Source organism: Bradyrhizobium sp. USDA 4369, from assembly GCF_054056435.1.
This window is the reverse complement of the sequence record NZ_JBSRYH010000001.1, coordinates 7,629,392-7,641,967: the sequence shown is the minus strand read 5'-3', so window position 1 is coordinate 7,641,967 and position 12,576 is coordinate 7,629,392. Positions and strand designations below refer to the sequence as shown.

At 65.3% G+C, this 12,576-nt stretch carries 11 protein-coding genes; 2 read left to right on the top strand and 9 right to left on the bottom strand.

Annotated features, from left to right (window positions below; all coding sequences use genetic code 11):
- Positions 1-39: 39 nt before the first annotated feature.
- On the top strand, positions 40-933 hold the full coding sequence (locus ACVIJ6_RS34760; protein ID WP_456776432.1) for a LysR family transcriptional regulator: 894 nt from the start codon (positions 40-42) through the stop codon (positions 931-933).
- A gap of 81 nt (positions 934-1,014) precedes the next feature.
- On the opposite strand, the gene ACVIJ6_RS34755 is transcribed toward ACVIJ6_RS34760, so the two are convergent.
- The 9 genes from ACVIJ6_RS34755 to ACVIJ6_RS34715 form a co-directional block, all read right to left on the bottom strand.
- Positions 1,015-1,332 (bottom strand): antibiotic biosynthesis monooxygenase, encoded by a 318-nt coding sequence (locus ACVIJ6_RS34755; RefSeq protein ID WP_456776431.1) that lies wholly within the window; start codon positions 1,330-1,332, stop codon positions 1,015-1,017.
- A 152-nt stretch (positions 1,333-1,484) separates the two neighbouring features.
- Positions 1,485-1,997, bottom strand: coding sequence for an isoprenylcysteine carboxyl methyltransferase family protein (locus tag ACVIJ6_RS34750; RefSeq protein WP_456776430.1), 513 nt, complete (start codon positions 1,995-1,997; stop codon positions 1,485-1,487).
- 198 nt (positions 1,998-2,195) lie between these two features.
- Positions 2,196-4,520 carry a sensor histidine kinase gene (locus ACVIJ6_RS34745; protein WP_172236620.1) on the bottom strand — a complete coding sequence of 775 codons (2,325 nt, stop codon included), beginning with the start codon at positions 4,518-4,520 and terminating at the stop codon, positions 2,196-2,198.
- 207 nt (positions 4,521-4,727) lie between these two features.
- On the bottom strand, positions 4,728-6,116 hold the full coding sequence (locus ACVIJ6_RS34740; RefSeq protein ID WP_456776429.1) for a cation diffusion facilitator family transporter: 1,389 nt from the start codon (positions 6,114-6,116) through the stop codon (positions 4,728-4,730).
- Between the two features lie 108 nt (positions 6,117-6,224).
- Positions 6,225-7,193: a quinone oxidoreductase family protein gene (locus ACVIJ6_RS34735; protein ID WP_456776428.1), complete on the bottom strand. Its 969-nt coding sequence runs from the start codon at positions 7,191-7,193 to the stop codon at positions 6,225-6,227.
- Positions 7,194-7,324: 131 nt separating this feature from the next.
- Positions 7,325-7,744 (bottom strand): CBS domain-containing protein, encoded by a 420-nt coding sequence (locus ACVIJ6_RS34730; RefSeq protein ID WP_012043233.1) that lies wholly within the window; start codon positions 7,742-7,744, stop codon positions 7,325-7,327.
- A 258-nt stretch (positions 7,745-8,002) separates the two neighbouring features.
- Positions 8,003-9,319, bottom strand: coding sequence for an oxalate/formate MFS antiporter (gene oxlT / locus ACVIJ6_RS34725; protein WP_456776427.1), 1,317 nt, complete (start codon positions 9,317-9,319; stop codon positions 8,003-8,005).
- Between the two features lie 245 nt (positions 9,320-9,564).
- The gene (oxlT, locus tag ACVIJ6_RS34720) at positions 9,565-10,854 is read right to left on the bottom strand and encodes an oxalate/formate MFS antiporter (protein WP_012043235.1); all 1,290 of its coding nucleotides are present in this window, start codon (positions 10,852-10,854) and stop codon (positions 9,565-9,567) included.
- A 258-nt stretch (positions 10,855-11,112) separates the two neighbouring features.
- Entirely contained in the window at positions 11,113-11,250 is a 138-nt protein-coding gene (locus ACVIJ6_RS34715) for a hypothetical protein (protein ID WP_012043236.1), read from the bottom strand.
- Between the two features lie 341 nt (positions 11,251-11,591).
- Between ACVIJ6_RS34715 and ACVIJ6_RS34710 the strand changes: the two genes are divergently transcribed.
- Positions 11,592-12,545: an AraC family transcriptional regulator gene (locus ACVIJ6_RS34710; protein ID WP_456776426.1), complete on the top strand. Its 954-nt coding sequence runs from the start codon at positions 11,592-11,594 to the stop codon at positions 12,543-12,545.
- The last annotated feature ends 31 nt before the right edge of the window (positions 12,546-12,576 follow it).

The window sequence follows — 12,576 nt, the reverse complement described above, 5'->3', positions numbered from 1 at the left end:
CGTGCGGAACCTGGCTATTCAACTGCTGGAAGGCCGACCTTGATCGATAAGCTCGAACTGCTGCTGGCGCTGGCCAAGGAGCGTCATTTCGGCCGGGCGGCGGAGGCGTGCGGGGTCACCCAGCCGACCATGTCGACCAGCATCAAGCAGCTCGAGGAGATCCTTGGGGTGATGCTGGTGCAGCGTGGCTCCCGGTTCCAGGGCTTCACGCCGGAGGGTGAGCGCACGCTGGATTGGGCGCGCCGGATCGTCGGCGACTTCCGGGCGATGCGTCAGGAGATCAACGGCCTCAAGGACAAGCTCTCCGGGGAAATACGGCTTGCGGCGGTTCCCACCGTACTCGGCATGGTCGCCGCGCTGACCACCCCGTTCCGCGCCCGTCATCCGGAAGTCCGGTTCCGCATCATGTCGTGCACGTCGGCCGACGTTCTGGGCCTCTTGGAGAATCTCGAGGTCGATGCCGGGTTGACCTATATCGAGAACGAGCCGATCGGCCGTGTCAGAACCATCCCGCTCTACAATGAGAGCTACCGCCTGCTGACGGCGCCGGACAGCATGTTCGGGGACCGCGAGCAGGTGACTTGGCAGGAGGTCGGGCAGGTGCCGCTGTGCCTCCTGACCCCGGACATGCAGAACCGCCGCATCATCGACCGCGCACTGCGCGCGGCAGGCAACGAGGTGACGCCGACGCTCACCTCGAATTCGCTGCTGGTGCTCTACACCCATGTGAAGACCGGCCGCTGGGCCAGCGTGATGCCCGCCAAACTGGCCGAGACGCTCGGTCTCGCGGACAAGGTGCGCTCGATCCCGATCGTCGATCCCGTGATCAACTACCAGATCGGCCTCGTCATCCCGCAGCGCGATCCGATGACGCCGCTGATCGCAGCCCTGGTGCAGGTCGCCCGCGAGGTCGCGCCGAGCCTGCAGGCGTGAGGAGCGTTGGGGCACGCTGACAGCGCTGGTCGGCTTGTCGCCTCGGATGCCCTGGGTCACGGCTGGCCGATCCGGTCTCGATCACGGCCGGCACGTGGTCCGCAGCTCGTAATGCGTGGCCTGCTTGTCATGGCGACTGAGCAGGTTCTGCGCGGCCGGCGGCACGACGGCTGTTTCATGCGCCGGCCCGGCGAAGCGAACGATCGCGTCCCGGTCGGCGAAGGTCATGATCGTCATGAATTCGACCTCGATCTCGATCGGCCTGAGCAGCAGCTCGATGCCCAGAAATCCGTCGAGCTTCCGATCCACGATGCCCGGAAAGACGGTCGAGCGGAGGAGGTTCTCATAGGCATCTGCATTCGCCGGGCTTGTCCAGCCGCGCCAAACACGCTTCAGCATCTGATCGTCCTTCAGGTGATGTCGTCACCCGAGCTATCGCACGGTGGCCGCGCCCATGACTTGGAGAAAATTGCGCTTTCGGCGGGCCTGGCTTGCGCGCGCGGCGAGCGGCCACGCCCAGGCGGGTCGCTGTCGCCCGATGGCACGCCTGATCAATAGCTCGCGAACGTCTCGCGCATCACCGTCTCCTCCTGCCGGATGCGCAAGGCGAACGGCACGGCATAGATGATCAGGCCGACGACGAGCGTGACGAAGGCGTGCAGGGTCAGCGCGTAGCCGATCAGTTCGGGCAGGATGTTGAGGAAGTAGTTGGGATGGCGGACCAGCCGGAACAGCGGATGCGTCACCAGCGCATGGTCGCGCGCGATCATCAGCTTGACGGTCCAGAACCGGCCGAGCAATCGCGACACCACGAGCAGCATCACCGCGCCGAACAGGTAGATCCCGAAGCCGATGAGGCTGATGGCGTCGAGCGGCGCATCACGGGCGAGACCCTCGGCCGTGGCGGCGAGGTAGAAGGCGACATGGGCGATCGCGAGCCAGCGCGACACCGATGCGCCGTATTCGGCGGCGCCGTCGGCGCGCAGCCGCTTCTCGTTGCGGATCGAGACGGCGAGCATGGCGAAGCGGTAGGCAAAGGCGGCAACGATGAAGACGATGATCACGCGCGGACTCCGGCTTTCGATCGCGATCGACTTAGGTGCTGATGTGCGGCTGCGTCAATACCTGATTACCTCAATTCGCTCTCGCGCCGCTGCGTCCTCGCCATGCACGCCCGCCGGGGGCCTGACATCAGATCTCTTGCGTGTCGACCAGGCAAGCAGTGACCGCCCGCTGCGCGGAGCACGACAGCTGCTTCGGCATCACGCCGCGACCGAGATGCTCGCCGTGGCCTTGTAGGCGTCGCGGGGAAGGGTGACGCGGACCACGGTGCCGGACTCGATCCGCGAGCGCAGCCGCATCGAGCCGCCATGCAGCTGGGTCAGCGAGCGGGCGATGGCGAGGCCCAGGCCGGAGCCGTGATAGGTCTTGGTCATCTGGCTCTCGACCTGCTCGAACGGGCGGCCGAGCCGCGCCAGCGACTGCGCGGGAATGCCGATGCCGGTATCGGCAATGATGAGCACGACCTTGTCGTCGAACACGCGGCTGCGCATCGTGACCCGGCCGCCTTCGGGGGTGAACTTGACCGCGTTGGACAGCAGATTGACCATGATCTGCTTGGTGGCGCGGCGGTCGGCGACGATCGGGATGTTGCCTTCGATGTCGGCGTCGAGCACCAGGCGCTTGTCCTGCGCGCGGCCGGAGACGACGCGCAGCGACTCCGCCAGGGTCTTGGCGAGGTCGAGCGGCTCCATGTCGAGCTTCATGCGGCCGGCCTCGATCTTGGACATGTCGAGGATGTCGTTGATGACCTCGAGCAGATACTGACCCGACGTCAGTATGTCGTGGCAGTATTCCTGGTACTTCTCCGAGCCGAGCGAGCCGAACATGCCGCTGCCCATGATCTCGGAGAAGCCGATGATGGCGTTGAGCGGCGTGCGCAGCTCGTGGCTCATATTGGCGAGGAACTTCGATTTCGTCTGGTTGGCTTCCTCGGCGCGGGTCTTTTCCTGCGAGTACTTCTCGGCGAGGTCGGCGAGCTCGATGGCCTGGCGCTCCAGCGCGCTCTGCGACCGCTGCAGGTCGATGACGGTGGCGCGCAGCCGCAGGTCATTGTCGACGAGCTTCTGCTCGTGCTCCTTGATGCGGGTGATGTCGGTGCCGACCGACACGTAGCCGCCGTCCTTGGTGCGGCGCTCGCTGATATGCAGCCAGCTGCCATCGTCGAGCTGCGCCTCGAAGGTGCGCGCGCCCGGCGATTGCTGGCTGTGGTCGTGCAGCCGGGTGCGGATCTCCGGCATTTTGCCGACCTCGATGACGGTCTCGTAGGAGGTGCCGGGGATGACGGCGGAGTCCGGCAGCTTGTGCAGCTTCTGGAAGTGCGAGTTGCACAGCACGAGGCGGTTGTTGGCGTCCCACAGCACAAAGGCTTCGGAGATGGTCTCGATCGCGTCGCGCAGCCTGAGATCGGCCTCGACGGTCTTCTCGGCGAGGCTCTTCTGCTCGGTGATGTCGACCGCGATGCCGATCAGGTGAAGGCCGGAAGCCGTGGTGCCCTGGCTGAGCTCGCAGCGCACGCGCAGCCAGATCCAGTGACCCTCGGTGTGACGCATCCGGAAGCTCTGGTCGATCTGGTGGATGTCACCGGCGACCAGCTGGTCGGCGATCGCGAACAGGTCGATGTCGTCGGAGTTCACCAGCGCGTTGACCTCGCCGAAGGTGAGCAGGTCGGTGCGGTTGTCGAGGCCGAGCATCTCGAACATAGAGTTCGACCAGAATATCCGGCCGCGCGACAGGTCCCAGTCCCACAGGCCGCAGCGGCCGCGGTTGAGAGCGGTGTCGATCCGTCCGCGCACGGCGTCGTTGATGAGGTCGCCCTCGCGGGCGCGGGTCGACTGCCAGTGGAAGGCGAAGCCGAGGATCAGCACGACGAAGCCGGTGGTGGCGGACAGTGTGACCGACAGCGCTGCGTCCGATCCCCAGATCGGCTCCAGCTTCTCCTGGATGATGACGACGCGGCCGGGCAGGGCCTTGATCAGCTGCGAGATCGCAAATGCCGGCCGGCCGTTCGGCAGCGTGATCTCGGTGACCGCGCCCTGCAGCCCCGGCGTCGCCAGCAGCTGGGCCGTCGAAATCAGATCGAGGATGCGGTCGTTCTCGCCGAGGGCGGCGTCGACCGGCACGCGGGCCAGGATGCGGTGGTCCGCGCCGGTGACGATCACGTGGCGGCCGGGCGCGGCGCCCCAGGCGGGAATCATGTCCGGCAGCAGGCTCTGCAGGTGCTCGATATGGGCAACCCGGTCCGGACGCATTGCCAGATGGCCGATGCGGTCCGCGAGCAGGTCGGAGACCGCGGTGAGGTCGCGCTTGGTTGCGGCGCGCTTCTGCCGGCTCTGGTCGAGCACCTGGACGAAGGCGCCGAGACAGATGGTGACAAGAAAGGCGATGATCAAAGTAGGGACAGCACGACGCAATACCGGCTCAGCAGTCAGCAGCCTTTGATAGGCCGGTTTCGCGATCGATTGCGCCAACCCTTTGATGGAATCAGAAGATTGGACGCACGCGTTCGCGGCATGCGCACGCGCCATGCTGTAGACCCCCGAGACTTCCTGGATACCCGAATTTCGAAAGAGCCCCAGCCGCTTCCGAATCAAGTCAATTTGAATCCAGATTTGTCGGGCTGTCGAGAGTCAACGATTTGGCAAAAGCTAATAAATCTTATCCAATGCGGATTTGCCATGGCAAAAAGCCGGCGAAGCGAGTCCGAAGCGGGAACGGAGCGTGACGTTTAGACTTTAGCCGTGTGGCGGCTCGGCGTGGCTGATCACGCGCTTGACGGTCGGGAACGCGCGGCGCAGCCCGCGCTCGATGTGATCCACATTGTCGTGCACCTTGAGCACGCTCATGGACGGCGCGGCGCGGCAGTGAAAGTTGACGATCTCGCCGGCTTCGGTGTTACGGACGCGGACATTGTGCACGTCGTACATGTCGGTCTCGGCCGCGAAGCGTTGCAAGGCTGCTGCGATCTGCTCAACAAACTCAGGCGGCGCGTCGACGCCGAACGGCAATTCCGGCTCCAGCGGCTCGATATGCGTGTCGACCTCGACGTCGGCGCCGAACTCCTCACGGATGCTGCGCTCCAGCTCATGCGCGATCGCATGCGCCGCGACCAGGCTCATGTCGCCGTCGACCTCGAGGTCGATGGCCACGATCAGTCGTCCGCCAACGTCGTGGACGGTGACGTGATGGATGGCGAGGCCGGAATTGCGCGCGATCACCATGATGCGTTCGCGCACGCTCTCATTGCTCAGCGCGACCGGCACGGTCGTGAAGGTCACGTCCGCACCGGCGAGGCTGGCGTCGACGGCGGCCTGTGCGTCGCGCTTGATGTCGTGAACGCGGTCGATTGGGTAGGTGCGCGGCACCTGCACCGTGGCGTCGACGAAATGTGTCGCGCCGACGAGGCGGACGCGCAGCCGCTCGACGTCGACGACGCCGGCCACGGACCGGATCGCGGCGCGCGCCTTCTCGGCCGCCCCGTCCGGCGCGCGGTCGAGCAGGGTTTCCACGGTAGAGCGCGCCAGCCGCAGGCCGAGCACCGAGATCATCAGGGCGACCGCGATGGCTGCGGCGGAATCGCCCCACCAGAATCCGAGCGCCGTCAGCACGAGACCGGCGATCACGGCGACCGAGCCAAGCACGTCCGAGGCGAAATGCAGTGCATCCGCGGCCAGCGCCTGGCTGTGCGTCTCGTGAGCCGCCCGATGCAGCGCGCGGGCGCGCCAGAAGTTGACGGCGATGTCGATCAGCAGAACCAGAAATGGAACGGCCGAGAGCGTTGGCGGCGGCGCCGCCTCGCGCAAGCGGCTGACCGATTCGACCAGCACGCCGCCGGCAAGCACGTAGAGCAGGGCGATCACGCCGAGCGCGGACAGGCTCTCCAGCTTGCCGTGGCCGTAATGATGTTCGTCGTCGGCCGGGCGGTCCGATACCCGAACGACCATCCAGGTGATGACGGTCGCGACGACGTCCACCGCGCTGTGCAGCGCCTCCGAGACAAGCGCGAGGCTGCCGATCAGGACACCGACGACGAACTTCGCCGCGGCCATGCTGGCGCTCGCCGCGATCGAAATCGCAGCGACGCGGACCTTTCCGGAATCGACATGGGAGACGGCGTCGTTCATGGGCGCGGATTTAGCAGCCGATGCCCCGCCGTGAAAGCCGGCATCGCGCGCCGAAAACGTCTTTGCCGTGCACTGTTTTGATTGCGTCTAAATATCAGGCCGTTCGGCTCACAAGGTCACCACGATCTTGCCGAGATGCTTGTTCTCTTCCATGCGGGCGAATGCCTGGCCGATGTCGTCGAAAGCGAAAACGCTGTCGATCGGAAGCCGCAATGTCCGGGATTCCACGGAGCCCCAGATGTCGCGCTTCACCTCGGCGAAGATCTCGCGGATCTCCGCGATCGAGCGCGTGCGGAAGGTGACGCCGACATAGGTGATGCGGCGGGCTGCGTGGAGATCGAAATTGAAGTCGGCATGGGTGCCGCCGAGACGTCCGACATTGACGATGCGTCCGAGCACCTTGGTCGCGGCGAGGTTCTGGTTGGCGACACTGCCGGACACCTGGTCGACGATCAGATCGACGCCCTCGCCGGCGGTGGCTTCGCGCACCTGATCGACCCAGGCAGGGTCGCTGGAATCGATCGTGAGATCGGCGCCGAATTCCGTCAGACGCGCGCGGCGCGTCGCATCGGTGGAGGAGCCGATCACGAGCGAGGCCCCCTTGAGCTTGGCGATCTGCATCGCCATCAGCCCGACGCCGGAGCTTGCGCCCTGGACCAGCACCCGCTGGCCCGGCTGCAACGCGCCATTGGTGACGACGGCGTTGTGCATGGTTGTGAGCGCGATCGGCAGCGTTGCGGCCTCGTCGAAATTCATGTTCGAGGGCGGGTGGAACAGCCGGCCATGATCGGCGAGGGTGTATTCGGCGAATGCGGCGGCGCCCGATCCCATCACCTTGTCGCCGACCTTCAGGCCCTTGGCGTCGGGGCCGAGCTCGGCGACCTCGCCGGCCCATTCCATGCCGAGCACGGTGCCGACGCCGCCGGCGGCGCCGTGCGCATGTCCTTTGGTCATGCCGAGGTCGGCGCGATTGAGGCCGCAGGCGCGCACGCGCACCAGCACCTGGGTGCCCGTCGGCGTGGGCTTGGCGACATCGGTGATCGCGGCGCCCTGCGCGCCGTAGACATAGGCTTTCATCGCGGAATCCTGTCGGGTCAAACGGAGCGGGGCTTGCGGCCGCTCTCGGCCACGCACCGCCTAGCAGGCGGCGCGTTGCTTCGACAAGACTCCGGTGAGGACGACGCGGTTCCGTTGATCCGCCGAGCGGATCAGGCGGCGACCGGAGCCGCGGCCTCGTCGAAGGCGGACGACACGTCACGCATGCTGATGACGCCAGCCAGCGCGAAATCGTCGATCACGGGCAGGTGGCGGATGTGGTGCACGTTCATGAGATGGCGCACATGCTCGAGCGTGTCGGTCGTGCTGCATGAGATCAGCCGCTGCGGCGAGATCAGCTGCGAGACCTTCAAGTTGACGCCGGCGGCGCCATGCTCGGCGATGGCGCGGACGACGTCGCGTTCGGTGAACATGCCGGCGGCAGTGTTGCCTTCGGTACGGACGACGTCCTTGACGACGAGGGCGCTCACATTGCCGGCCCGCATCAGCTGCGCCGCGACGCCGACGGTCTCGTTCATTCGCACCGTAATCACGCGCGCTGTCTTGTTGCGCAGGATGTCTCCGACTTTCATGGCAACCCTCCCATTTGATCTAATGAACGACTGAAGTCTGGTATACGTTATGCCAGAAGTCAATCGCCGGGATGGATTTTTATGCGGACGGCCGGGGAATACGTCAGTCATGCTGCCAGATCAGCAGGTTGAGAACGTCAAATCTGCCGCATGGTTCTGGCATCTGGCATGCGAGCGCAGCCCAAACAAACCAAACAAAAAGGAGAGGCGCACGCATGCGCCTCTCCTCCTGACCTGGGATCTGCTCGTCGTGAGAGGCTAGGCCGTCCGCGCATCCTGCGCGGCAGGGGCCGTCGCGGTCGCCTCCTTGCCGATAATGAAGGCGCGGCGCAGCGGCTTGATGACGAACAGCGCCATCAATGCTGCGGTGGCATTCAGCGCGACGCCGATCACGAACACCGCCTGCCAGCCATACTTGGCCGAGACGAGGCTCGCGAGCGGGACCAGCAGCGACGCGGTGCCCTTCGCCGTATACAGCATGCCGTTATTGGTGGTCGCATATTTGCTGCCGAAGGTATCGCCCGAGGTCGCCGGGAACAGGCTGTAGATCTCGCCGAACACGCCGAAATAAACGGCGGTCGCGAGCACGAAGACGAGCGGGATGTGACCGTAGGTCGACAAGGTCAGCAGCATCAGCGCGGCGGTGCCGAAGGCGATGAACATCGTGTGCTCGCGCCCGATATTGTCGGAGACCCAGCCGAACAGCGGACGACCGAAGCCGTCGAAGATCCGATCGAGCGAGATCGCGAAGGTCAGCGCCGCCATCTGGAAGCCGGCGAGAGACACCGGCTCATTGGCGATGCCGAAATCCTTGGCGATCGGCGCGATCTGAGCGGCGGTCATCAGGCCGCCGGACGCGACCATCACGAACACCAGATACATGATCCAGAAGATCGGCGCGCGCAGCACCTGCGGCGGCGTGTAGTCGATCTTGGTCTGCGGCAGATTGAGCTGCTTCTTGCGCGCCGGCGCGGCATGGCTCGGCGGTCGCAGGAACAGAGCGAGGACGAACACGATCAGGCCCTGGCCGATGCCGAAGGTGAAGAACGCGCTCTGATAGCCGCTTGCGGCGATCATGCTGGCAATCGGCACCACGGTCAGCGCGGCGCCCGCGCCAAAGCCGGCGGCGGTCGCTCCGGCCGCAAGGCCACGGCGATCGGGAAACCATTTCAGCGCATTGCCGACGCAGGTGCCGTACACCGCGCCGGCGCCGATGCCGCCGACAACCGCGGCCGCATAGAGCAGAGTGAGCGAGTCGGCATAGGAGTTGAGCACCCAGGCCAGCGCGATCATGACGCCGCCGAACATGATGACGATTCGCGGGCCGTATTTGTCGACGAACCAGGCCTCGACCGGCACCAGCCAGGTCTCGGTGACGACGAAGATCGTGAAGGCCAGCTGGATCGCGGTGCGGCCCCAATGGTACTTCGCGTCGATCGGATCGACGAACAACGTCCAGCCATATTGCAGGTTGGCGATCATCGCCATGCAGACGATGCCCATCGCAAGCTGGATCCACCGGAAGCCGCTGGAGTGCGGCGGGGCGGGCGGTGACGCCTCTGTGCTGGAAACCATGAATCCTCCCAAACCGCGCTCTCTTCGAGGTTGCCGCCGCAGTCAGCGTGCGCCTCATCTGCGCGTCAGGGCATTCTGGTATAATATATTCCAGCCTGCAATATGGTGCATGCCACAAGCTTCGCGATGTTGCCCTGCAACCAAGCCGGGTCCGGCTGCCAACCAAAGGAAAACGCTCGGCAAAATGCCGAGCGTTCGCTGTATTGAATCGTTCCAGTTTATTTTTCGCTGCAGTGCAAAGGCGGTCAGGACAGCATCGACTTCTCGACCACCACCTTGCGCCAGGGCTTGAGCACCGCGATCGCCAGCAGCGAGGCCAGGATGTTGGCGCCGGCCGCGATCATGAACACCTGGTCCCAACTGCCCGAGGACTGCTGCATGTAGTTGGCGATCGGCACCAGCAGCGCCGCCGTGCCCTTCGCCGTGTAGAGCAGGCCGGCATTGGTGGTCGCGAATTTGGTGCCGAACGTGTCGGTGCAGGTCGAGGGGAACAGCGAGTAGATCTCGCCCCAGGCGAAGAACACGAAGCCCGACAGGATCACGAACCAGATCGGATCGTGGCCCAGCATATAGAGCGCCCAGATGCCGATGCCTTCCATGCCGAAGGCGATGAACATCGTGTTCTCGCGGCCGATCATGTCGGAGATCCAGCCGAAGAACGGACGCGTCAGGCCGTTCAGCACGCGGTCGATGGTCGCCGCGAAGGTCACCGCCGTCATGGTCATGCCGATCAGCGTCACCGGGATGTTGTCGACCTTCCAGTCGCCGGCGATCGGCTTGAGATTGGCCGTCACCATCAGGCCGCCGGCGCCGACGATCACGAACATGAAGTACATCAGCCAGAAGATCGGCTGGCGGATCACTTCGGTCGGATTGTAGTTGCGGCGGCTCTGCACCAGATTCGTGTTCTGGGCCACCGCGGGCACCTGGCCTTCCTTCGGCGCGAACAGGAAGAAGGCGAGGATGACGATGATGATGCCCTGGCCCAGGCCGAAATATAGGAAGGTGGTCTGGAAGCCGGAGTCGCGGATCATGGCCTGGATCGGCGCCACGGTGAGTGCCGAGCCGGCGCCGAAGCCGGCGGCGGTGATGCCGGCGGCGAGGCCGCGCTTGTCCGGGAACCATTTCAGCGCATTGCCGACACAGGTGCCGTAGACGCCGCCGGCGCCGATGCCGGCGATGATCATGCCGAGGTAATAGCCGTTGAGCGAGGTGGCGTAGGCGTTGATCATCCAGCCGATGGCGCAGAGCACGCCGCCGACCAGCACGACGATGCGCGGGCCATATTTGTCGACGAACCAGCCCTCGACGGGAACGAGCCAGGTTTCAAACAGGACGAACAGCGTGAAGGCCCATTGGATCGAGGCGCGATCCCACCCGAAGGTCTTGGCGATGTCGGGGACGAAGAAGGTCCAGCCATATTGGTAATTGGCGATCATCACCATCGCGGCAACGCCGACGGCGAGCTGTGTCCAGCGATAGGCGTCGCTTACTCTTGCTGTTGCGGGGGCCCCCGCGTGAGCCAAATCCGTCATGTGTCCTCCCAATGCGCTTTTGCTTTGTCTGTGGCGCTGGACCCATCCTTGTATGCCTTATGCCAGCGCTCAAGTCGCTCGGGACCCGTCGCGCCACTATGTCGCATACCGGCGAACCCGCCGAGGTTGAATCGAGCGCCTTCGGGAACCAGCAAAGCACAAAAAAATGGCCCCGGTAAATTACCGGAGCCATCAGTCGGGAGGTTACTTAAGTCGAACTAATCCGACACTGCGGGCCGCAGTTCCCGGATCAGGCCATCACAGGCCGAAATACGGCAGGTCGCCATTGCGGTTGGCGGCGCGGGCGCTCGTCATCAGCACGCGGTCGAGCGCGGCGAGCAGGCGGCCGAACAGGGAGACGGGCTGGACGAGGGGAAGGGCGACGGTCTTGGCCATGGATTTTCTCCATCAGTGGGGCGGTACGACGTTCTGACTGAGGAGAATTTACGTATACCAGATGCCACATACAACGCGACTTATTGCATGGCGGTATGAGAATTTTGCGCTGCAGCAGCAATGTTACAATTCGAAAATCCAATCGAAAGTGTTCTCCTCATACCGAAAGGGCCGCCCGATGGACGGCTCCCACAGATGAAATGGTAACATGATGGTGCTCAATGTCAGCGAGCCGCCAGCCCTTCATGGAGTGTTCTGCACGAAACTTGCTGCGCCGGCGGCGACAGGACTAGCCTGAGGGCGAGGGCGGCGAAGGCCGCGGGAGGTCCGAGGAGATTGGCATGGCCATGCGGCGCAGTTGGCGCGCGGGCGCGCAGGACGCCGATCCGGCGGGAGCCTGGGCGGAGGGGCTCGCCAACGCGTTTGTGAGGCTCGATTTCGAAGGGCCGCGCGGGACGCTTTTTGCCGGCGCGATCGATCAGGCGGATCTGGGCGACCTGAAGCTGTCGCGCGTTCGGGCGAGCGCCCACGGGGTCTGGCGGCGCGCCGAGCACGCGCGCAGCGCAAGAGCCGATCTGGTGTTCATCAACCTGCAGGTGGCGGGCGTCGGCGTGACGGCGCAGGGTGGACGCGAACGCAGGACCGCGCCGTTCGATCTTGCCGTCGCCGACACGCTCGCGCCGTTCGCGATCGCCCATCGCGAACCTTTCGAACTGATCTGCGCGGGTCTGCCGCGCGCGCTGGCACCGCCCGAACTGATGGCGCGCGGAGGCGTCGCCCTGTCGCGCACGCCGGCCGCGCGCGAGATCGCCAGATTGCTGCTGGGCTGCGCCGGCCTGGCGTTGAATCCGGCGAGCGCGCCTGCCGCTGCCGCCGCCGCTGCGCGTTGTTTTCTGGACCTGCTGACGTCCGCCGCCGGCCGGCTCGATGAGGCGCCCGTGCGCGGGCTGACGGGGGCGCATGTTCGCGACTATATCGGCCAGAACTTCCGCGATGCCACGCTCAGTGCCGCGCGCGCGGCGCGCGCCTTCGGCGTGTCCGAGCGCCACATTCAAAAACTGCTGGCTGGCGCCGGGGCGTCGTTTGGCGAGACGCTGGCCGGACTGCGTCTGGAGGCGGCGGCGCAGGCGCTTGTCGCCGGCGGCGGATCGGTTGCGCAGGTCGCCTATGAGTGTGGCTTCAGCGATGTCTCGACGTTCCACCGCGCCTTCAAGACGCGCTTCGGCGAGACGCCTGCGGCCTATCGCGCCGCGCGGCTTCGCCTGCCGCCATTGGCCGTTCGCTCCACGCCATAGCCGTCGAGCGCCGGTGCGCTAGCCTGGGCCA

Excerpts from the sequence above, each read along its gene's own strand:
- ACVIJ6_RS34740 (WP_456776429.1), bottom strand. The coding sequence starts at position 6,116 with ATGAACGACGCCGTCTCCCATGTCGATTCCGGAAAGGTCCGCGTCGCT.
- oxlT (WP_012043235.1), bottom strand. The coding sequence starts at position 10,854 with ATGACGGATTTGGCTCACGCGGGGGCCCCCGCAACAGCAAGAGTAAGC.
- ACVIJ6_RS34710 (WP_456776426.1), top strand. The coding sequence starts at position 11,592 with ATGGCCATGCGGCGCAGTTGGCGCGCGGGCGCGCAGGACGCCGATCCG.
- oxlT (WP_456776427.1), bottom strand. The coding sequence starts at position 9,319 with ATGGTTTCCAGCACAGAGGCGTCACCGCCCGCCCCGCCGCACTCCAGC.
- ACVIJ6_RS34745 (WP_172236620.1), bottom strand. The coding sequence starts at position 4,520 with ATGGCGCGTGCGCATGCCGCGAACGCGTGCGTCCAATCTTCTGATTCC.
- ACVIJ6_RS34755 (WP_456776431.1), bottom strand. The coding sequence starts at position 1,332 with ATGCTGAAGCGTGTTTGGCGCGGCTGGACAAGCCCGGCGAATGCAGAT.
- ACVIJ6_RS34715 (WP_012043236.1), bottom strand. The coding sequence starts at position 11,250 with ATGGCCAAGACCGTCGCCCTTCCCCTCGTCCAGCCCGTCTCCCTGTTC.
- ACVIJ6_RS34735 (WP_456776428.1), bottom strand. The coding sequence starts at position 7,193 with ATGAAAGCCTATGTCTACGGCGCGCAGGGCGCCGCGATCACCGATGTC.
- ACVIJ6_RS34730 (WP_012043233.1), bottom strand. The coding sequence starts at position 7,744 with ATGAAAGTCGGAGACATCCTGCGCAACAAGACAGCGCGCGTGATTACG.